19 protein-coding genes and 2 riboswitches are annotated in these 21,074 nt (G+C 45.9%); of the genes, 6 read left to right on the top strand and 13 right to left on the bottom strand.

The genetic code is table 11. The features are described from left to right. Nucleotides 1–167 precede the first annotated feature (167 nt). The 3 genes from Q9R36_RS03995 to Q9R36_RS04005 all read right to left on the bottom strand — a co-directional run bounded on the left by Q9R36_RS03995 (nucleotide 168) and on the right by Q9R36_RS04005 (nucleotide 4,084). Nucleotides 168–1,862, bottom strand: a complete 1,695-nt coding sequence (locus tag Q9R36_RS03995; RefSeq protein ID WP_009794272.1) for a M3 family oligoendopeptidase — start codon at nucleotides 1,860–1,862, stop codon at nucleotides 168–170. 110 nt (nucleotides 1,863–1,972) lie between these two features. After that, entirely contained in the window at nucleotides 1,973–2,413 is a 441-nt protein-coding gene (locus tag Q9R36_RS04000) for a MarR family winged helix-turn-helix transcriptional regulator (RefSeq protein WP_009794271.1), read from the bottom strand. Between the two features lie 72 nt (nucleotides 2,414–2,485). Further along, nucleotides 2,486–4,084 carry a bifunctional metallophosphatase/5'-nucleotidase gene (locus Q9R36_RS04005; RefSeq protein ID WP_311224566.1) on the bottom strand — a complete coding sequence of 533 codons (1,599 nt, stop codon included), beginning with the start codon at nucleotides 4,082–4,084 and terminating at the stop codon, nucleotides 2,486–2,488. Nucleotides 4,085–4,227: 143 nt separating this feature from the next. Between Q9R36_RS04005 and Q9R36_RS04010 the strand changes: the two genes are divergently transcribed. Continuing rightward, a complete protein-coding gene (locus tag Q9R36_RS04010) occupies nucleotides 4,228–5,721 on the top strand; it encodes an ATP-binding protein (RefSeq protein WP_306010041.1) in 1,494 nt (497 codons plus the stop codon). Nucleotides 5,722–5,782: 61 nt separating this feature from the next. On the opposite strand, the gene Q9R36_RS04015 is transcribed toward Q9R36_RS04010, so the two are convergent. Further along, complete coding sequence (locus tag Q9R36_RS04015) at nucleotides 5,783–6,778, bottom strand: phosphotransferase enzyme family protein (RefSeq protein WP_311224567.1); 996 nt, start codon at nucleotides 6,776–6,778, stop codon at nucleotides 5,783–5,785. A gap of 140 nt (nucleotides 6,779–6,918) precedes the next feature. Between Q9R36_RS04015 and Q9R36_RS04020 the strand changes: the two genes are divergently transcribed. Both Q9R36_RS04020 and Q9R36_RS04025 read left to right on the top strand, forming a co-directional pair. Beyond that, on the top strand, nucleotides 6,919–8,157 hold the full coding sequence (locus Q9R36_RS04020; RefSeq protein WP_009794267.1) for an MFS transporter: 1,239 nt from the start codon (nucleotides 6,919–6,921) through the stop codon (nucleotides 8,155–8,157). A 205-nt stretch (nucleotides 8,158–8,362) separates the two neighbouring features. After that, nucleotides 8,363–9,094, top strand: coding sequence for a ZIP family metal transporter (locus Q9R36_RS04025; RefSeq protein ID WP_009794266.1), 732 nt, complete (start codon nucleotides 8,363–8,365; stop codon nucleotides 9,092–9,094). 250 nt (nucleotides 9,095–9,344) lie between these two features. Here Q9R36_RS04025 and Q9R36_RS04030 read toward each other — a convergent pair whose 3' ends face one another. Continuing rightward, nucleotides 9,345–9,581, bottom strand: a complete 237-nt coding sequence (locus Q9R36_RS04030; protein WP_022543649.1) for an aspartyl-phosphate phosphatase Spo0E family protein — start codon at nucleotides 9,579–9,581, stop codon at nucleotides 9,345–9,347. A 338-nt stretch (nucleotides 9,582–9,919) separates the two neighbouring features. Here Q9R36_RS04030 and fosB point away from each other — a divergent pair, with 338 nt between their 5' ends. Continuing rightward, the gene (gene fosB / locus Q9R36_RS04035; RefSeq protein WP_022543648.1) at nucleotides 9,920–10,333 is read left to right on the top strand and encodes a metallothiol transferase FosB; all 414 of its coding nucleotides are present in this window, start codon (nucleotides 9,920–9,922) and stop codon (nucleotides 10,331–10,333) included. Between the two features lie 327 nt (nucleotides 10,334–10,660). Here fosB and Q9R36_RS04040 read toward each other — a convergent pair whose 3' ends face one another. The 5 genes from Q9R36_RS04040 to Q9R36_RS04060 all read right to left on the bottom strand — a co-directional run bounded on the left by Q9R36_RS04040 (nucleotide 10,661) and on the right by Q9R36_RS04060 (nucleotide 15,223). Then, nucleotides 10,661–11,194 (bottom strand): cupin domain-containing protein, encoded by a 534-nt coding sequence (locus Q9R36_RS04040; protein WP_009794263.1) that lies wholly within the window; start codon nucleotides 11,192–11,194, stop codon nucleotides 10,661–10,663. A 22-nt stretch (nucleotides 11,195–11,216) separates the two neighbouring features. Continuing rightward, on the bottom strand, nucleotides 11,217–11,846 hold the full coding sequence (locus Q9R36_RS04045; RefSeq protein ID WP_311224568.1) for a methylthioribulose 1-phosphate dehydratase: 630 nt from the start codon (nucleotides 11,844–11,846) through the stop codon (nucleotides 11,217–11,219). After that, nucleotides 11,843–12,505: a 2-hydroxy-3-keto-5-methylthiopentenyl-1-phosphate phosphatase gene (locus Q9R36_RS04050; protein ID WP_311224569.1), complete on the bottom strand. Its 663-nt coding sequence runs from the start codon at nucleotides 12,503–12,505 to the stop codon at nucleotides 11,843–11,845. The genes Q9R36_RS04045 and Q9R36_RS04050 overlap by 4 nt, the downstream gene beginning before the upstream one ends. Beyond that, nucleotides 12,498–13,721 (bottom strand): 2,3-diketo-5-methylthiopentyl-1-phosphate enolase, encoded by a 1,224-nt coding sequence (mtnW, locus tag Q9R36_RS04055; RefSeq protein WP_101550760.1) that lies wholly within the window; start codon nucleotides 13,719–13,721, stop codon nucleotides 12,498–12,500. Before mtnW ends, Q9R36_RS04050 begins: the two co-directional genes overlap by 8 nt. A 135-nt stretch (nucleotides 13,722–13,856) precedes the next feature. Further along, a riboswitch (SAM riboswitch) is annotated at nucleotides 13,857–13,961 on the bottom strand. Nucleotides 13,962–14,050: 89 nt separating this feature from the next. Then, nucleotides 14,051–15,223, bottom strand: coding sequence for a pyridoxal phosphate-dependent aminotransferase (locus Q9R36_RS04060; RefSeq protein ID WP_311224570.1), 1,173 nt, complete (start codon nucleotides 15,221–15,223; stop codon nucleotides 14,051–14,053). A gap of 137 nt (nucleotides 15,224–15,360) precedes the next feature. Between Q9R36_RS04060 and Q9R36_RS04065 the strand changes: the two genes are divergently transcribed. Together Q9R36_RS04065 and mtnK are read left to right on the top strand one after the other, a co-directional pair. Further along, nucleotides 15,361–16,137 (top strand): carbon-nitrogen family hydrolase, encoded by a 777-nt coding sequence (locus tag Q9R36_RS04065; protein ID WP_311224571.1) that lies wholly within the window; start codon nucleotides 15,361–15,363, stop codon nucleotides 16,135–16,137. A 90-nt stretch (nucleotides 16,138–16,227) separates the two neighbouring features. Further along, a riboswitch (SAM riboswitch) is annotated at nucleotides 16,228–16,384 on the top strand. Between the two features lie 96 nt (nucleotides 16,385–16,480). Beyond that, nucleotides 16,481–17,671: an S-methyl-5-thioribose kinase gene (gene mtnK / locus Q9R36_RS04070; protein WP_311224572.1), complete on the top strand. Its 1,191-nt coding sequence runs from the start codon at nucleotides 16,481–16,483 to the stop codon at nucleotides 17,669–17,671. On the opposite strand, the gene Q9R36_RS04075 is transcribed toward mtnK, so the two are convergent. The 3 genes from Q9R36_RS04075 to Q9R36_RS04085 all read right to left on the bottom strand — a co-directional run bounded on the left by Q9R36_RS04075 (nucleotide 17,649) and on the right by Q9R36_RS04085 (nucleotide 21,008). Next, on the bottom strand, nucleotides 17,649–18,395 hold the full coding sequence (locus tag Q9R36_RS04075; protein WP_311224573.1) for a GNAT family N-acetyltransferase: 747 nt from the start codon (nucleotides 18,393–18,395) through the stop codon (nucleotides 17,649–17,651). The two genes, mtnK and Q9R36_RS04075, sit on opposite strands and share 23 nt — an antisense overlap. 6 nt (nucleotides 18,396–18,401) lie before the next feature. Next, nucleotides 18,402–18,986 (bottom strand): DUF2087 domain-containing protein, encoded by a 585-nt coding sequence (locus tag Q9R36_RS04080; RefSeq protein WP_094768838.1) that lies wholly within the window; start codon nucleotides 18,984–18,986, stop codon nucleotides 18,402–18,404. 135 nt (nucleotides 18,987–19,121) lie between these two features. Beyond that, entirely contained in the window at nucleotides 19,122–21,008 is a 1,887-nt protein-coding gene (locus Q9R36_RS04085) for a PAS domain S-box protein (protein ID WP_311224574.1), read from the bottom strand. Between the last annotated feature and the right edge of the window lie 66 nt (nucleotides 21,009–21,074).

The following is a 21,074-nucleotide window of genomic DNA, read 5'->3' on the forward strand; positions in this document are numbered from 1 at the left end:
CTGGGTGCCTCACGGAAAGGAATTCTTTGACTTTTTGGGAGGTTTGGTTTGTGATCCCGGCGCAGCTGCTGGACATTGATCAGGTATTGAAAATAGTCCCCAGGATATACGATTTAAAATTTCCTGAACAGCAAGAAAGAGCCGGGGAATCCCCGGCTCATCTAATTTTACAGGCTTTTGTCATCTACAGAATTCAGCCAGCTTTCAATTTCACCAATTACGGATTCTACACAGCCTTCCTCGAATGGCGAAAGAAGATTGGCTTCCTTGACCAGCTCTGTGAAAGGAAGGCTTCCGCCTAATCCGCACAGCTTGACATAATCACTCCATGCCTCTTCCTGGTTTTCCCTTGAACGCTTCCAGAACTGGAAAGCGCAAATCTGTGCAAGTGTATAATCGATATAATAGAAAGGAGAATTAAAGATATGCCCCTGGCGCTGCCAGAAACCGCCATTCTCCAAATACTCATTTCCTTCATAGTCTTTATGCGGCTGATATTTCCTCTCAATTTCCCTCCAGGCCTGCTTACGTTCCTGCGGAGTAGCAGTGTGGTTTTCGTATACCCAATGCTGGAATTCGTCTACGCTTACGCCATAAGGAAGGAAAAGCAATGCAGAGCTCAGATGGGAAAACTTATACTTATCTGTATCTTCCTTAAAGAAATTTTCCATCCATGGCCATGTAAAGAACTCCATGCTCATGGAATGTATTTCTGCTGCTTCATATGTCGGCCAGTTGTATTCAGGAATTTCAAAATGGCTGCTGGAATATACCTGGAAAGCATGGCCGGCTTCATGTGTCAGCACATCGATATCACCTGAAGTGCCATTGAAATTGGAAAAGATGAAAGGTGCTTTATGGTTTTCAATATAGGTGCAGTAGCCGCCTCCTGCTTTCCCCTTCTTCGCCACAAGATCCATCAGCTGATTTTCATTCATAAAAGAAAAGAATCTGCCTGTTTCTTCTGAGAGTTCGTCATACATTTTCTGGCCGTTTTCAATGATCCACTCAGGGCTTCCCTTCGGTGCTGCATTGCCCGTCTTATATTGGAAAGGCTCATCATAGTATTTTAATTCATCAAGTCCGATTCTTTCCTGCTGGCGCTGCTTTAGCTTTGTCGCGATCGGGACTATATGCTCTTTGACCTGTCCGCGGAATTTGGCGACCATTTCTGCATTATAATCCGTCCGGTACATTCTGTAGTAAGCCAGCTCTACAAAGTTATTATAGCCAAGCTTATGTGCGATTTCTGTCCTGACTTTTACAAGATCGTCATAGATACGGTCAAGCTCCTCTTCATTGTCAGCAAGGAATCCGAAACGTGCCTCCTGGGCCCTCTTTCTCATTTCCCTGTCGGTCGACTCGGTAAATGGCTCCATTTGGGCCAGTGTACGCTCTTCCCCTTCAAAATCGATCTTGGCGGAGGCCATCAGCTTCGTATATTCAGAAGATAGCTTATTCTCCTTCTGCATAAGTGGCAGGATTTCCGGCTTGAATACCTTCAGCTGGGCATCTGCCAGCGCAAAAAGCTGCTTACCCCATTTTCCTTCAAGTTCTGAACGAAACTTGGAATCTACCAGTTCTTTATAGTAATCTGTTACAAACCCTTCCAGCTGCGGCTGTACTTCATCCATATAGTCTTGTTCATTTTTATAAAATTCATCATTAGTATCAATTGAATGGCGGATATAGCATAAGTTGAACATTGTCCCGATATCGTTGCGAATCTGATTGATCTCCTTCATCGCTTCATTCTGTTCATCGGCACTTGCTGCCCCCCTGAACCTCTCCAGTGCAGCTTCAAATTTCCTTCCTGCTTCGTCCATGTCTGGACGGACATATGTATATTCACTGAATTTCATTCTTTTCCCCCCGAATAGCTTTATTTTAAAAAACCATACTAAAGATTCGACATCCAGCAGGAAAATCCTCCTAAAAAACAAAAAACACAGCAAGATCACTGTGCTTTGCTTTAAAATCTTCCGACAGATAAGCCGAGCTTCTTTAAAAGATCGATCGCTGTCTGCTTTTCTTCATTAGATAGCTCTGACATCAGTTCATGGATGAACTGCTCATGAGACGGAAAGATCTCCTCAATGAACGCTTTGCCTTTTTCTGTAATCTGGGCAAATGTCACGCGCCGGTCTGTCGGGCAGGCCACCCGGCGGAGGTACCCTTTTTCCTCAAGCTTGTCCACAACATAAGTAATACTGCCGCTTGCGAGCAGGATTTTGCCGCCGATTTGCTGCAGCGGCTGGTCTCCTTTGTGATAGAGCAGCTCAAGCACCGCAAATTCAGTCGGATTCAATCCGTATGTCTGAATCAGCTTATTGACATTCTCATTAACAGCCCTGCAGGCCCTTGATAAAACGATAAAAAGCTTTAATGATTGATTTACCTGTTCATTCCCCATTTTTAAACAGATCCTTTAACACGTTATTTTATCTCAAATTCAGCATTATTATAAGGAAGCTTGCCTCTTGTGTCAATTTTTGGGCTGCAATAAATGAGAATTGGCTGTAACCTTCCAGTTTGCATTCACTTCTGCCTTTACAGGCTGTTCTTTCCTGATATATTCAGCCAGCAGTTCTGTCATGTCCTTATGGATTTCCCGGATAACAGGTTTGTTCTTAAACATCCAGTAGCCGCCTCCTCCACCTGCACGGTAGTGGTTCATGACCACCTCAAACACTTCATCCATTTTCATGGCCTCTCCTCTGTGCTCCAAAACAGTGACACGGCTTCCTTCAGGCTGGGATAGATTCAGTTCATATTCGATCCCTTCCCACATATCATAATTATAATGCTGCGGCTTAGGCTTTGAAAATGACGGATTGACCGCAATTTCCCCATCTTCACCGACCCTGAAGTAGGAGGCAGACCTTTCCAGTGCATCTTTAATGTCCTGGCCTGTTATCTGCAATACAGCAAGTGTGTTTGGATAAATATAATTGGTCATGATATCTCTCATGGTCACCGTGCTGCTGAACCCCGGTGCTCCTTCATTGAACAGGGCTGTACAGGATATCTTTGCCCCGGAAGCATCCATCTGGACGCGGTTAACCAGTTCAATCAATGGATGCTCCCTGATCCTGGCTTCCAGTGGATCTGTGATCAGCATACTTTCTGTCAGAGAGCCGATTTCTTCATCAAGCCACTTTTGCGTTTCATTTTCGTAAAAGCTTGCATCGTGGATGATTTCCTTATCACACTCACCTTCATTGCTGATCAAAGATGAGTCGAGGCCGGCGATTGTCCATTCATGACGGACCTTTTCAAAAGTCACTTCTACTTTGCCCAAATGGCTTCCATGGGCTCCCGGCATGATGACCGGCACCCCGTTCACCTCTTTGCCAGACAGCCTCCTATGCTGATGGCCGGTAATCAGCAGATCGATTTCCGGAAATTCCATGCAGATCCTGTAAGCTTCATTTTCTCCTGTTTCCTCCTCCGCTTTGGCGCCTGTTTCCATATCCCGTTCAAAGCCTCCATGATAAGCGACCGCCAGGAAGTCGGGCTTTTCAGTTTCTTCTACATAAGGAATCCAGCGTGCAAGGGTCTCAATTGCAGAATCGAAGAAAAGTTCCTGGATATAGTCAGGCCTTTCCCAATTCGGGATATGGCTTGTTGTAATCCCCAGGACCGCAATCTTAAGCTCATTCATTTCCTTAATCATATAGGGCACTCCGAAATACGGCTCCTTCGTTGTCCGGTGCAGCACATTGGCGCTCAGCCAGGGGAAATTGGATTCGCTGGCTGCACTCTTGATCATTTCGATGCCATAATTGAATTCATGGTTGCCGATTACAGCAGCATCATACTCCAGCTTATTCAGGACCTGGACCATGGGATTGACACGGTGCTTTAAGAACCGGGAATAATGGTACATAAGCGGCGTGCCCTGGATCAGGTCGCCATTGTCCAGAAGGAGTGTATGGTCTGCCTTCGCCTTCTCCTGCCTGATCACTGATGCCAGTTTGGCAAGCCCCGCTGCTTGTTCTTTTCCCGCGCTGTAATCATAAGGATAGATGCTGCCATGCAAATCAGATGTAATCAGGAACGATACTATCTCTTTATTTTTCATCTAACTCCTCCCTTTAGTACCTATTTATCATTCTTGGCTGCTGTTAAACTTGAATTGTTCATAAGTGGTATAATAACAAATAAGCCCGCCCGGATACGAGGCGCTCTTCTCAATTATACAAATATCTATTGAGGTACATACAAATGAAAAAACCAAAGAACTATATTCTGTATCTCGCAGCCGTTATGATCCCTGCTGTCATTTCCAGCCTCTTTTATATGAACAAGCTGCTGGATCAGAATATCAGCGACCGCCAGGAAGCTGCCAGGTGGACAGCAGCCATCCACCAGCGGCATTGGGATGACTTTATCTCGGAAACCGTTTCTACCCTTGAGGTCCTTTCTATTGCGGCCTCTGCGGAAATGCAGGATCCTGCAAAAATCTCACCGCTGCTTCAGCGCATCCATCTGATGGATTCACGCTATGGGGGATTATATGTAGCCAATGCCGGCGGAGAAGTCATCGCAGGATCAAACTCTCTGTTTGACAACAAAAATATGCTCGAAAAAAATTATATACAGGAAGCGATGGATGCTAAGGATATCGTCATTTCCTCCAGGCAGGAAACGCTCGAAAACGGCCAGAAGGTTATTGGCCTGGCAGCGCCGGTGCTTAAAGAGAACCGGGAGATCGCCGGAATTGCCATAGCACAGATCAGGGTAGACCACATTGAAAATATATTGACCATGCTGACGCCCGATGCCAGGCTGGTCGTCTACAACCAGGAGGATGCGCCGATCATGAGCTTTAATATGGCCGGTTCCGATTCATTTGGCAATAAGCAGACAGTCATGATCCCGATCGAGAGACTCCCCTGGACGATCAAAACAGCAGTCCCTGACAGAGATAACGCAGCAATCTTTAAAGAGGCTGCGGGATTTATTGCAAGACTGCTGATCATCTTCCATATCATCTTCTTTTTTATCAAATATTTCATGCTTAAAAAGCAGGCGGCAGAGGAAAAGAAGAAAAACGAATTGCAGAAGCTTGAGCTGGTCGGCACCCTTGCAGCAAGTACAGCCCACGAAATCCGGAATCCTTTGACCGGAATAAAAGGGCTTGTCCAGCTTCTCAGTGAAAAATACACACATTCCGACGATCAGTACTTCTTTAAAGTGATTGACACGGAGATAAGCAGAATCAATGAAATTGTAAGTGAGTTTCTGATCCTGGGAAAACCTGCTGCCCTGAAATTGGAAAAAATCAATCTGAAAGAAATCATTTCTGACCTAATTCCCCTTTTCGAATCAGAAGCGTCCCTGGCAAATGTACAGTGCACCTACCATCTTCCGGATAACCCGGCGATTGCCGAGGGTACCCAGGATCAGCTGAAGCAGGTACTTCTCAATCTTGCAAAGAACGCTTTTGAAGCAATGCCGGACGGGGGACGGCTCTCCATCTCCCTGCACACCGGCGGCAAATGGCACAGTATCATACTGGAAGACACAGGCTCCGGCATCCGTGAGGAAGACCTTGAGAAGGTATTCACGCCATTTTTCACTTCAAAGGATATGGGAACTGGGCTAGGCCTTGTTGTATGCCAAAGGATCATTGAGTCCTTTGGAGGCAGCATCACCATCTCAAGCAGAGTGAATGAAGGCACAAAAGCTGAGATCCTGCTGCCTGTAAAAGACTAAGGTGTCAGGCCCAATTTATCAACACGTGTAAAGCAGAGCACCATACGGTGCTCTGCTTTACTCATTCAAGGGTGAAAATCGGCTGTTTATCCTCGATCCTGCCCTTCAAATCAGCCATCATTGAAAGCAGTCCAGTGCTTCTATCCTCAGGCGCAATCTTTTTATGGAGGACAGTATAGAGGACAACATCCCTAAGCTTCAGAAACAGCGGGAGCTGATCAAGCCACCCGGGAGGAAGCTGCCTGATTTCCTCATATCCTGAAGCAAATTCCTTCAGAAATCCTGCTGCAAAAGCATTTTTCTCCTGCTGTGTTCCGTTTTTAAAGCGGTAAAGGACCGAGTAATACACCGGGATGGCTATATCTGAGGCAAACCAGTGATAGGCACAGTCATCAAAGTCAAACGGATAGACCTTTTTTCCATCAAAAAAGAAGTTGCCTGAATGAAGATCTGTATGTACAAGCCCAAAGCTGTCTTTTCCTGCAGGCAGCGTTTTAATCCTGCTGATGAGCTCCCTGCTGTTCGCAATGATTCTTGCATGCCCTTCTGCGGGAACATACCTTTCAGGGAAAAGGACATCTTCCTCATCCCAGCCCGGCCTTGCTCCAATTTCAGCATTTGCCTTATAATTGGCTGTTGCTTCATGCATCTGGGCAATGATCCTGCCCCATGACCTGAAAAGATCTTTGTCAAACTCTCTATCAGTTACTTTGATTGGCCTGCCCGGAGCTTTCGAAAACAGACAGGCGTAGAAACTGCTGCCATCCCTGCACCCGGCGGTTATGATCCTTTCTCCTAAAGCCATCATCACCTCAGGAACTTGAATACCCTCAGAGAATAAATGATTTAGCCAGTCAATCTCGGCTGCAATATTGTGAAAAGACCGATGCGATTGATGAGTCAGCCTGAGAATATAGGGCGTTCCACCCTTATTTACTTCATAAACAAAATTCTCAAAATCCCCAAGAAGTCTGCAATCCTCTTCAAGTCCATAAGTATTCTTCATGTCTTTAAGGATGGAGCTGCCATCCAGCAATTCCTGAATATATTTTTCCATATTTGCCTCCAAAAATGACATCCTCCCAGATCCATTGTAAATGAATCATGGATAAATCTACTAAAATATATTATGCTATTTTATTATGTGTTATTTCAATCAAGAACTCTATCGGCAAATAAACACCAGGAGGGAAATCAATGGGACACCCTGCAGCAGTCCAAAAGCAAAAATATAACGAAGGTACAGCCTATAAAGTTTTATTCATCATCGGGCTCTGCCATCTGTTGAACGATACGATCCAGGCTGTAGTGCCTGCCATGTTTCCCATCCTCGAAAAGTCAATGGGGCTGACTTATACGGAGCTTGGATTCATTGCTTTTTCCCTTAACATCGTGTCTTCGCTCCTCCAGCCGGTTACTGGCATACTGACTGACCGTAAGCCGATGCCATTCGCTCTTCCAATTGGGCTGGCCATTTCACTGGCCGGGGTGCTCGGCCTCGCTTTGGCCGGGAATTTTCTTTCAATAGTATTGTCTGTTGTGCTGATTGGCCTTGGTTCAGCCATTTTCCATCCTGAAGGATCGCGCGTCGCTTATATGGCTGCAGGGACAAAAAGGGGACTGGCACAGTCAATTTATCAGGTGGGAGGCAATACAGGACAGGCACTTGCACCGCTCATTACAGCCCTCATTCTTGTGCCTCTGGGGCAAAGAGGAGCTTCCTGGTTTACATTGGCTGCAGCCCTCGCTTCCGGCCTTCTTGTTTATATCGCCTTCTGGTATTCAGGAAGACTGAAGGAGGAAAAGCAGCTGGGGCTGAAAAAATCCAGGGCCGGCAAAAAACGGCAAACTGCCCTAAAAAACAAAATAGTACTTTCACTGGCCGTCATCCTTTTCCTGATATTTGCTCGTTCCTGGTATATATCAGCCATCACCAATTTCTACGCTTTTTACGCGATAACGGAGTATTCCTTCACGATTACGCAGGCACAAGTATTTTTATTTGCATTCCTGGCAGCAGGCGCTGCAGGAACATTCTTTGGCGGCCCATTATCTGACCGGTTTGGAAAAAAGAGAATCATTTTTGTCTCAATGGCTGCATCTGCACCATTTTCAATTCTGCTGCCGTATATGCCAAAAGAACTTGCTTTTATTTTTTTGCTGTTAACCGGCTTTATTCTGATGGCAAGCTTTTCGGTTACTGTAGTGTATGCGCAGGAGCTGGTGCCTGGAAAAATCGGCACCATGTCCGGTCTCACAGTGGGCCTGGCCTTCGGCATGGGAGCAATCGGTTCGGTTGCGCTCGGATGGCTCGCAGATATGATCGGCCTTCCCCTGACTTTGGCTGTCACCGGCTTCCTTCCTCTATTAGGCCTTTTATCGGCTGTGCTTCCATCAGACCGCCAGCTTGCAGAAATGCAGGCCGAAGATATATAAGATCAGCTATTATGCAGGCTGTCCGAACCCTGGTACCGGTTTGGACAGCCTTTTTCATATTCTTTTCAGCTGCACAATTATTTTACGGGGAACTTTTTTCTTTCTGCTGTATATATTAGTATTGCGCGTTAAGCCCATAAATACGGTTAGACCAGATTGCATGGTGCTCATCATGCTTCAAAGGAAAGGCGGGGAGCTTTATACCATGAGCGAAGTAATTATCGGGAGCGTACTGTCTGCCCTTTCAACAGGACTTGGGGCTTTGATCATACTGTTTATGCACGGGAGCATCACCCACAGCTGGAGAGACATCCTATTGGCTTTCACAGCAGGCATCATGATGGCAGCCTCCATGATGGGGCTTATTCCGGAAGCGCTGGCTGCGGGTGGATTTCTGCCGCTGGCTGCGGGTGTTTTCCTCGGTGTTCTCTCCTTGACGCTGCTGGAGAAGAATATCCCTCATATTGATCTTCAGCATTCGAAGAAAGGGCTCGAATTTGATGAAAAGGCAATGCTGATCATCGCAGCCATCACACTGCATAATATTCCTGAGGGGTTATCCGTAGGGGTCAGCTACGCTTCGAGCACAGAAGATACAGGCAATTTGATCGCCTTTGCCATTGGATTGCAAAATGCCCCTGAAGGATTCCTTGTGGCTTTATTTCTGGTAAACCAGAAAATAAACAAATTCAAGGCATTTATTATTGCCACCCTGACAGGTGCGATAGAGATCGTCACCGGGCTTCTCGGATTCTATCTTACATCATTTATCAGCATTCTTGTTCCCTATGGCCTTGCTTTCGCCGCAGGCGCCATGCTGTTCATTATTTATAAAGAGCTGATCCCTGAGAGCCATGGAGACGGAAACGAACGCACTGCCACTTATTCCTTCATCATAGGCTTGCTCTTCATGATCTTTCTGATCAATATTTTTTAACTGCAGGGTAAAAATGAAGAGGGGCCCTTATAAAACAGGCCCCTCTTCAACGGATTTTGATCAGCCCCGGGAGATCCCGCCGCAGAGCCTATGCTTTTCCAAATGTTTATGCTGTGCTGTTTTCTTCTATGAGGAGAATAGCTGTGAAGTGTAATTTGCGAGTATTTTGGCTGAAGTAATAAGATACGCAATAATGTTTGGGCAGAACCCGGATAATCCTTTTTAGAGCTGACAACTGTCAATCTGCCGCTTAGACTTTAGCAAGCTCCCTCGGCCAAAGGATCATCTCTTTATAGGGTCCCTTAACAGTTTCATGATTTCTGCTCTCTTTCTTCATGCTTTGCTGAAACTCCAGAATCAGCTTGTCAAGCTCCTGGCTGCAGCGGATCGTCGCCGCACTTGAAATTCCTTCTCTCTCTGCAATCTTAATCATCGCTTCCCTTTTCACCTGGATTTCTTTCATTAAATATTCATTTGACTGGCACAACTTTCTTTTCCTCCTAATCCGTGTCCCATTCCTTTTTTTATAATCCAATCATTCTATCTTCCCTCTTTAATTATGTCTCTCTTTATATAATAATAAAAACAGAGGCGATTTCCCCAGCTTCCCTTCTCTATTTGACATCATCTGCGGAATGCCAAGGAATAATAGGCCACTTGAAGCATTATTACAAGAATTTCTATAAAAGTAAATAGATTCGCAATATTAGACAAATTCTTCAAGAAAAAATGTTGTTTCACAATCCGAAATATATCGTTTCGACAAATTTCTTTTTATTTTGCAGATTTTATTCTGACGGTAAAGTAAAGAAAGCGGGAAAAGGAATGCAGCTAATTAACCATTTTTGTTTTTCTGTTTCAAATCTTGAGAGATCCATTTCTTTCTATCAGGAAGCATTCAACGCAAAATTGCTGATTTCCGGCAGGACAACTGCCTACTTTGATTTAGATGGGCTGTGGATAGCTTTAAATGAAGAAAAAGATATACCAAGAGGAGAAATAAAGGATTCTTATACTCACATTGCATTTCATGCAGAAGAAGGAGAATTGGCAGGGCTGGAAAAAAGGCTTATAAAAGCCGGGGCTGTCATTCTTTCAGGCAGAAGCAGGCATGAAAAAGACGGCCGGTCGATCTATTTTGAGGATCCGGATGGGCATAAATTCGAATATCACACCGGAACCCTGCAGGATCGTCTTGATTATTACCGCAAGGAAAAACCCTATATGACTTTTTATTGAGGGAACTCAAGAGACCATAATTACGATTAGCATTTAGTTTCGTACATAGTTTTTATTTTTGAATGGGGCGGTTGATTTCATTCCAGGTACTTCGCTTTCCGCGGGGCGGCGCTAAGCCTCCTCGTCGTGCCTCCTGCGGGGTCTCAGCTCTGCCGCTGCAATCCCGCAGGAGTCTACGTGCCTTCCACTCCAATCAACAGGGTTTCAAACTTTTGGAGCAAATATTCTTAATCACATAGATATCATCTTCCCAAAAAGAAAAAAAGGGACCGGTATTTTTCCCGATCCCTTTTTAACAGGCAGAACAGCTGCCTCTATTCTCTTTAATTAAGCTTCTGCGCCTTCTTTTTCATAGATTGGAACCCAGCCTTCAGAGGTAACAAAGATGCGTACGGCGACAACCTTGCGATCTTCCTGGAGGGTGAAATAATGCCTGATGTTTTCCGGCACAGAAATCAGGTCGCCCGGATCCAGGAATACTTCAAAAAAGCCGCCGTCTTTCCCCTGTATAATGAAAACGCCGTGCCCGCTGACAATAAAACGGACCTCATCGTCTGTGTGATGGTGCTCCTGCTGGAAATTCTTCAGCAGCTGGTCAAGATTCGGCGTGCTTTCAGACAGCGAAATAACGTCCTGCGCCTGGTAGCCCCTTCGTTCAGAGATATCCTTGATTTCAGCGGCAAAACTCTCAAGGATCCTTTCCTTCTCTTCATCTGAAAGATTATACTTTTCTCTCAGATCCACAGGCAGCTTTTGAATATCCCAGTTTTCATAAATGACTTCCTGGCTGTCAAGGAAAGAGGCCACCTCTTCCTGGTTCCTGATTTCTTCTCTTGTTTCCTGCAATACGATATAAGCCATCTTTATAGTCTCCCTTCAACTTTTATATAGCGGTTTGAATCTGCTTCAGCAGCAGCAGCTTCAGCTGATAACGGAATAAAAACTCTGAAGCCTCCAAAAGCTTTTTCGCTTCAAAAGGTGTTCGGCCCCATACTGTAATGCCATGGTTGCGGATCAGGACAGCACCCGAGTCGGCCAGTATATGCTCTGAAAAAGACTCAGCAAGCTTCGGTATATGGGCGTGATTAGGAATGATCGGGATCGTCAGGACTGCATCCTCATCCCACCTATCAAAAGCTTTGATAAGCTCCTGGCCTTTAAAAGCAACAGATCCTGCATCCCCGTACAATTCAGAAATCACATTATTGTCAACCGTATGGACGTGCAGGCTGCATCCCGCTTTGGTCCTTTTATAAATTTCTACATGGAGAAGCGTTTCTGCAGAGGGCTTCAGGCCGGTTTCATCTGCCGGCTTCCCATCATGGCCGACCAGCAGGAAATCCTCTTCTGTCCGCTTCCGCTTATCTTTCCCGCTTGCCGTAACGAGGAATTGCAGCGGTTCGGCAGCAACCTTAATCGCAAGGTTCCCGCTTGTTCCCATAAACCAGTCACGGCCTGCAAGTTCTTCCTTTATATCTGCCAGCAGGTCCCATTTTTCCTGGATGAGGCTCATAGTTTCACCCCTATCAATCTCTTTAATTCTGTAATGCAATCAAAAAAGTCGGTAAACGGCCTGTGATCCAGGCCAAACTCTCTGCTCTTCTGCAGCAGCAGATCTCTTGCCAGTACAAAATCTGCCTGCTTTGCGGCCTGCAGATCTGTAATGCTGTCGCCGATGACAATTTTATATAACCCTTCTTCGTCCCGCGATCTCATGATTGAAGGCTTGCAGCAGCCGCATCCGTTGTCACATTCTTCATCACATTCATGCGGCCAGTTGATTTTAATCATCTCCCCGCTGAAATCAGAATGATTGCAGTAGATGGCTTCAAAAGGGCCGAACTGTTCAACCAGCGGGTGAATGAAAAAGTCGATGCCCCCGCTGACGATGTATAAAGGGATTTTTTCTGTTTTCAGATACGCAATGAACTCTTCAAATCCGTTTCTGATCTTTGCCTGACTGAGGACATAGGATGTGATTTCCTCCTTCAGGCTGCTCGGTAAAAGCGCAAACATCTGACCGACGCCATCCTGAATGGAAATTTCTTCAGCAAGGACCTTGTCCTTCAGCGATTCCCACTCAGGCGGGGCGAAGTGCTTCATGATGCTGATGATATTATCTGATTCTGTTATCGTCCCGTCAAAGTCGCAGAACACTGCAATCCTATCCATGCTGCGCCACCTCTTTGCTTCCCCAGAGCGCTATTGCTTTTGCCAGCTCTGGAAACTCCTGCTGAGGCTGGTGCAAGGTTTTTCCTTCCAGCACAAGGCTGATTGCCTGCCGGAACGCTGCTCCCCCGCCTCTAGCACCATCAGGGTGGCCATGGACGCCGCCTCCGGCATTTATGACGCTGTCCATCCCGAAGTCCCTGACAAGCAAAGGGACCAGGCCAGGGTGAATCCCAGCTGAAGGAACAGGAAAGCTTTTTTTATAAATATCATCCTCTGTCAGCGCGGAACTGATGGATAATGCCTGGTTCCGCTCCAATGCCACCGAGCCATATGGCGACGGGAACAGGGATAAGTCTGCACCTGCCATCCGGGCCAGCTTTCCAAGCAGTAAGCTATGGCTCAAGCCGTAAACAGGAGAAGAAGTCATTGCACCGCTCACTGCCGGGTGAGCCATGATCGGAAGAGCGATATCTCCATCCTCCCTTAATGCCTGAAGAACATCCAGTCCATAGGCAAAGGCATTGAACAGCAGCAAATCAGCGCCAAGCTCAGCCGCTTTTTTTGCTTTTTCCTTCAGCTCAAACGTACGGCCCGTAAGATTCACTGCGTAAAGTGTTCTGTGCCCTGTTTCTTCAAAAGCTTCCCTAAGAACCCTTTTGCCTTCTGTAATCCTCTCTGAGAAGGGGGCAAGCTCATTATCAAAGAAAATTTCATCGTCCTTAACGATATCAATTCCCCCGCGTGCCTGTTCCTTCAGCTGCTTCAGAAGATAATTGAGATCTCTCCCAATCACACCTTTGAAGATGCTCATTAACAGCGGCCGTCCGTGAACACCAAGCTTATTGCGGATTCCTTCAATGCCAAAAAGCGGGCCCGGGAAATTCCGCTTGAAGCTCTCTGCTGCATCCAGGTCGAGAAGCTTAATTTTTCCATCGAGCGAAAGCTTTCCAAATACAGTTGTCAGAACAGCAGGCAGGTCGGCGCTGAAGTTTGCGGCCGGGTAGGCAATTTTAATCAGCGCAGCCCCATCATTTCCATCCTGCTCCCCATTTTCAACAGAAACGACTCTCCCTTTATGCTTCTTAAGCTGGTCCTTTTCTAGATCCGGCAGATCTGTCCACGATCCTACCGTCAATCCCAAGGCAATTTCCTCTGCCTTTTTCTCCAGATCCCCGCTGGAACCATTCAGTAAATATGACGCGATAATTTCACTCATAATCCTGTTCCCCCTGCATTTATGTATGGTCATGCTGATCGCGGTTCTCTCACCTGCGAATAGTTACGATAAAAAAAATAGAATCAATAAAAAAGACCCCTTCAGAAAGAAGAGGTCAGAGCTGTGTCCAACATCTTCTCATCTATCAGCTCAAACGCTGCAAGAATTAGCACCGTGCTTTTTACAAAGTCGGTTGCCGGGCTTCATAGGGCTAGTCCCTCCGCCTGCTCTTGATAAGAAAACGAAATCTATGTGGAATTTAAAGTTTTCAGATAATCAATAATTCATTTGGATTATGACATGATTATAAAAACATGTCAATTGATTTTTCAAAAAATATTCAACTTTCCGATCCTTGCTGCTGCCTCTTTAAGCCTCTCTTCATCTGCAAGCAGACCTGCGCGGACATATCCTTCTCCATATTCGCCAAATCCGATGCCGGGAGCCACAACTACTTGCGCTTTTTCGAGCAGAACATCGGCAAATTGCTCAGACGTCCAGCCTTCCGGAACTTTCAGCCAGGCAAAAAATGATCCTTGCGGTGCTTTAACATCCCAGCCTATCTCCCTAAGGCCTTCAATAAAGGCTTTCCGCCTGGAAGCATAGACCTGCACCAGTTCATCCACACATGCCTGCGGCCCGGACAAAGCCTCTGCTGCCGCTTCCTGCACAGCACCAAAAAGGCTGACATACAGATGATCCTGCATAAGATTGATGGCTTCAATCACACTTTCATTCCCAGCCGCAAACCCCACTCTCCAGCCTGCCATATTGTAAGTTTTAGAGAGTGTATAAATTTCAATGCCTGTTTCCTTTGCCCCTTCCGTCTGCAGGAAGCTGACTGGCTTTTTGCTGTCAAAGCCAATTGCACCGTAGGCGAAATCATGAACAACGCAAATTTCATTTTCCGCTGCAAAGCGGACCGTTTCTTCGAAAAATTCCTTCGTAGCCGTGGCTCCGGTCGGATTATTCGGATAATTGAGGAACATCATCCTGGCTGATTCGATGTCCTGCTCAGAAAGCTCACCATAATCCGGCAGAAAATGATTCTCTTCTTTCAGGGGCATGACAGCCATAGAAGCTTTCGCAAGGGCCACTCCTGACCAATAATCAGGATACCCCGGGTCAGGAACAAGGATCGTTTCCCCTGGATTGAGAAGACATTGAGGAATTTCAACCAGGCCAGCCTTCCCGCCGAATAAAATAGCTATTTCCTTTTCCGGATCAAGGTCCACACCATATTCCCTTTTGTAAAATTCAGCTGCTGCAGCTTTCAGGCTGTGCTGACCGCGAAAAGGGGAATATTTATGATTAAGGGGATTTTCGGCTGCTTCCTGAAGTTTCCTGACGATATGCGGCGGTGTGGGCCTGTCAGGGTTTCCCTGGCCAAGATTGATGACATCATGCCCCTGCCCGGCATACCTGGCTGCTTTTTGCACCAATGTTGCAAAGAACTGCTTTGGCAGACTTTGCAACAGTTTAGATTGAGGAAATATTTTCATCACATAGTCACCTGCTTTACATGTGGATTAAATTTTTATTTGAAAAACCAATGACAAAGATATAACGTAAAAGGCAGGAAGTAAAGAAATATTCTAAAATTTTATCATTTTATCCTTTGCATACGGAGGTTTACCCTATGAAAATATCCTGCATCCAAATGAACATCTCCTTTGGCAGCCCTGAGAAAAATTACGAAAAAGCTGAAACGCTGATCGAGCGCGCAAGCAAAGACAATCCCGATATCATCGTGCTGCCTGAGCTGTGGACAACGGGCTATGATTTAACCCGACTGGAAGAAATCGGGGACAGGAACGCAGAATCAAGCATCCGGTTTTTGCAGACTATGGCCCATAAGCATCATGCTGCCTTCATTGGAGGAAGCATCGCAAATAAAACAGAGGATGGTGTTTTCAACACCCTGCTTGCAGTCAGCAGCACAGGTGAACTCCTGCACCAATACAGCAAGCTGCACCTTTTTCAACTGATGGATGAACATCTCCACCTGTCACCCGGGAGCGGGGATGCTTCTTTCAATCTGAATGGCCATCCCATGGCCGGCTTTATCTGCTACGATATCCGTTTTCCTGAATGGATCCGCAAGCATGCACTTGAAGGAGCAGAAGCCATTTTCGTCGTGGCTGAATGGCCCCTGCCCCGCCTCGCCCATTGGCGCGCGCTGCTGATTGCAAGAGCCATTGAAAATCAATGCTATGTGGTTGCCTGCAACAGGGCCGGATCTGATCCGGCCAATCAATTTGCCGGCCACTCCATCATCATCAATCCATGGGGCGAAGTCGTTGCAGAGGCTTCAGAGCACGAAGAAATCCTTTCAGCAGATCTCGACCTCAGGCTTGTAGAGGAAGTGAGGGCACGCATCCCGGTTTTTACGGACCGCAAACCGGAATTCTATTAGAATTTTTTAAATTTTTATTGACAGAAAACATATGCCGCTGTTACTATTTTTTCAAATGGCTGGCGGCAGCCGTTTATACAAACTTATATTCTCTTATCAAGAGCAGGCAGAGGGACTTGGCCCGATGATGCCCAGCAACCGACCGTAATTCCATCGTGAGATGGGGCGCAATCCTTGCGCCGGAGAATTCCTCCATAAGGCACGGTGCTAATTCCAGCAGAAAGCTTGGCTTTCTGGCAGATAAGAGGTGCGAAGCTCAATACTTCAAGCCTCTTTCAGCATGAGAAAGAGGCTTTTTTATGTCCTGATGGATAAATAAAGCCTCCAAATTCAGGAGGGAAAAATGATGACACTCGTAAAAAATAAATATGCTCCGCTGACAGAAAAAACAGCCGCGGAACTCGCTGTAAGCCTTGGCCAGTTTCCCGGAAATGCATCTTTAGCCACGGAAGAAATAGGCGACGGAAATCTTAACCTTGTCTTTAGGATCAAGGAAAACGGGACAGGAAAAAGCCTGATTATCAAGCAGGCTCTCCCTTTTGCCAAGGTAGTAGGCGAAAGCTGGCCGCTGACCTTGAAAAGGGCTGCTATTGAAGCAGAAGCGCTTAAACTTTTTAAAAAGCTTGCTCCGGATTTTGTGCCGGAAGTTTTCTACAATGATGAAGAGCTCGCGGTGACTGTGATGGAAGATCTTTCACACCTGGAGATCAGCCGTACAGGGCTGATCTCTGGAAAAGAATATCCGCTGCTTTCCGGCCATCTTGGAAACTACCTGGCAAGAACTTTGTTCTATACCTCGGACTACGGCCTTCTTCAGGCTGATAAGAAAAAGCTTGCCAAAGAATTTTACAACCCGGAGCTGTGCAAAATTACGGAAGACCTGATATTTGCAGATCCTTATTTCAATAGCCCAACCAATGATTTTGAAGAAGAGCTGAAAGGCGATGCAGAACCCTTATGGGCTGATTCAGCATTGAAACTCGAGGCAGCGCGCCTCAGGAAAATTTTCTTAAATGAAGCGGAGGCGCTGCTTCACGGTGATTTGCATACAGGAAGCATCTTTGCTTCCGATGCGGAGACAAAAGTCATCGACCCGGAATTTGCTTTCTACGGCCCTGCAGGTTTTGATATCGGACAGGTGATTGCCAATCTGTTATTCCAGTCTATCGCCAATCCTGAGAAAACGAGACTTATAGATCATCATATTGAAACATTCTGGGGAACTTTCTCAGATGATTTCTCTCTTTTATGGCAGAAGGATAATAAAGATCCTTTTGCTGGAACAGAAGGTTTTCTATCCGCTGTGCTTCAGAAATATTGGGAAGATGCGGTTGGCTTTGCAGGCTGTGAGCTGATAAGAAGGACAATCGGACTGGCCCATGTTGCTGACCTTGACGGGATAGAAGACAAAAAGGCGCGCCTGGCTGCCAAGAGAGCTGCACTGGCTGCAGGGAGAAACCTGATCCTTCAGCGCAGGGAAATCGCAGATGCAAAGGATTTATGCAGGATTGTCAGCCTTGTTTCGGCAGGGTGAAAACAAGGTATTCCACAGGTTCAGAAAAACCCAGTTTTTCTGCAAGCTTCTTACTTGCCAGATTGGCCGCGCTGCAATCCCAGCGCGGCTGCAGATTTTTTCCCAGGGCAGTTTTAATGAATCTCGCAGCAAGCATGGCTCCCAGCCCCTTTCCCCTGGCACTTTCTGCTATATGGATATCCATTTCGGCAAATTCATTGCTCCTGAATATAGAAACACATTCACCGGCTGCCTGCTCTCCCATCAGCACCCTGATGCCGAATCCGGATCTCAGAAAATGCTCAATGGATCCCCAGTATGTGCTGAAATAATCCATTCGGAACTCAGGATATTCACCTGCTGACTCCCTATCCAGCGGAAAAAAGGAGACTTCGCTGCTTTTGGTAGACAGTTTAGGAACCGGCGAAAAATTTTGAAAGGAATGGCGGTGATGCTTATTGAGCCTCTCTCCAAACTGGCCGGATATGAATTGATCCAGTTCGGCAGAGCCGGAAAAAAGTGTGAACCGCCTCCCATTTTTCTCTGCTTCATCCAATTTTCCTGCCAGCAGGTCAAATGACCCTTCTCCCGCTCGTCCCGCGGCATAGTGGATGCCGCTGGTGAGGGATATCAGCAGACTTCCTTGCCTCTCCTGTACCTCACCTGGTATAAGGCCATCAAGAACAGCCGAAGCAAAGACTGGGACAAAATCAGTTCCAGGTATATGCTCATACATATAGGCCATATCAAGCTACTCCGGCTTAGCCCACATTTCACGGGGGTTCAACTCATAAACGCTGTTTTCCCTGTACATGAAATGATTGACGATAAATTCTCTCCTGATCGTCGCATAGTCTTCATGGAATTTCTTTATATACTCATTAAGCTCTTTTTCAGGATATTTCTTTCCCATTTTCAGACCTGAAGCAATATGCTCAAAGATAAACAGCTTTTTCTTGCGCTGTGCCGGTATATTCTTGAGCTTCCCTTCTTTTGTGATGAAATTTTCGATAACCTTTTGTTTCTCATTATGCATTTCCAGCATTTCTTCCATCTCTCCTTCCTTTTTATCAAACAGGTTAATGAGAACCTCTGCCTGCTGTTTGATAACCGATTCATTCACGTAATAATAGATGGTGTTTTTATCACGGCGCTGATAGATGCTATTAATAGCTTTTAGCTTGTTTAAATGATGGGTGATCGTCGGGGGAGTAAGGCCCAATTTGCCTGCAATTGCCTGGCCATGCAGAGGCCCATTCGATAATAGTGCTATTATCCGTATTCTGGCAGGGTCGCCCATCGTTTTATGAAATGCCACCAGTCTGTCTAACTGCATGCGATCAGCCTCCAAATTTGATGTATGTCTAATTAGATTTATATCAAATTAGATTACAGCAGTCAATTCTTTTGCAAAAAAAATGCATCATTCTGCTGAATGATACAAATTTGAACAATCGGTATTTCTTTTTTGCTATAAAGTAAAAATGCCGCCTGGATCCTGGTACCCGCCCCGCTTTATGGGGAGATCGATATGAAAAACGGTTCCTTCCCCCATTTTGCTTTCCACTTCAATATTACCTTCATGCTCTTCAATTATTTTATATGTGACCATTAAGCCCAGCCCGGTCCCCCGTTCTTTCGTTGTATAAAACGGCTCTCCCAGCTTTCGCAATTTTTCCGGCGGAATGCCGGATCCCTCATCCCTTATGGAAATCCGGATGCTGCCTGTCCTGTTTTTTTGAATGCAAATGGTAATGATTCCGCCCTTTGACATCACTTCAATCGCATTCTTAATAATATTTATGAACACTTTCTTCAATTGGTTCGGCTCACAGAAGACCAGGGGAAGGTTCTTGGCATAATCTGTCCTGAACTGGACATTATGGAGAACTGCCTGGGCAGTCAGGAACTCAACTGTCTCTTTCATCAGCTGGATAATATCTTTCTCGACATACTGAATGGCCTGTGGCTTCGCCAGAATCAGGAATTCATTTATAATGGAGTCGATTCTCTGCAGTTCAGAGGTAATAATATTGAAGTACATGGAATTTCCGCTCCCTGCACTGTCTTCCAGAAGCTGAATGAACCCTTTCAAAGCTGTCATTGGATTTCTGATCTCATGGGCGATTCCCGCTGCTAATTGCCCAATCACATTCAGTGTATCAGACTTCTTCAGCTGGTCCTCCATCTCCAGCTTCTCTGTAATATCCTTAAAAGTCGTCAGGCTGAGCCCTGAGAAGACATTTTGCTTCAAAGAGAACTCAAAATGCATTTTTCTGCCGGATTTCAAAATATAAGAAATCGTCCCGTTGGATTGGCCGCTGCCTGACAGTTCCTCCAGATGCATGCGCAGCTCCTCTTCTGTTATATTACAATCATTCAGCAGCGCAAGCAGGGACTGTCCCACAATTTCATGCTGACTCATCTGCAGCATTCTTTCTCCTGAAGCATTGATATCGACAATGGTAAAGTTTTCATCCCACAGTATCAGCCCCTCCAGGGCACCTTCAAAAATGCTGCGGAATTTCCTTTCGCTTTCCCGCAGTTCTTCTTCCATTTTATGCCGCTCACTGACATTCCTGAAAATCGTCATATGATAGCCTTCAACGGCGTTCAGCTTAACGGTGAATTCCAGCAGCTTCTTTTGCCCATTTGGCATGAGAAAAAACAGCTCATTCCTTACCTGTCCCTCTTTGTACAGCTCCTCGAGAATTTGGAAATAGCTTTCATCCTTGTGAAGAACAAAATCATCCACCTTCCCGGCAAGAAGTTCATCATGGGTGCTTTCAAATATTCTGCATGCTGCCTGGTTTGCATTGATGATTGTCCCTTTATCCTTCCAGTAAACGATCCCATCGAGCGCTTCCACAAACAGGTCTTTATACAAGTCTTCATGTTTGCGGATTTTCTGCTCCAGCCGTCTCTTCTCTGTAACATCCCTGAATATGGACAAAAGGAGGCAGCTATCAGGAAGGCGGCTCGTTGTAAATTCAAAGTAGGCAAGGCTGCCGTTATTGGCCATCGGCAGAACACCTTTGACTTTTTCCTGGGACTGCAGCAGCTTTTTCTGCTTTTCCAGCTTAAAATGATAATCGACGGGAACCAGGTCATCCAGCCTAAGTCCCTCGAACTGTCCCTTCTCAGTACCTAAAAACCGAGACATGGCAGGATTAACCGCAATAATCTCCCGCTGTTCAGTATAGATGATCATTCCATCTGCTGCGGAATCAAAAACATGATTGGCTACTACAGACTTTCCCATTTGCTCTGCCGCCTGTTTCAGCCTTTCATTTTCCAGTTCAAGCACGGCTATCCTTTCCTCCATTTGTTTTCTTGCTATATCAGATAAAGCCCCCACCTATTTTCCTCCTCGAAGACATAGACTTGCCTGACATCTATCTTATACCTTTCCAACTGTGCTGGA

The organism is Bacillus sp. AG4(2022), assembly GCF_031844465.1.
Classification (GTDB): domain Bacteria; phylum Bacillota; class Bacilli; order Bacillales; family Cytobacillaceae; genus Bacillus_AB; species Bacillus_AB infantis.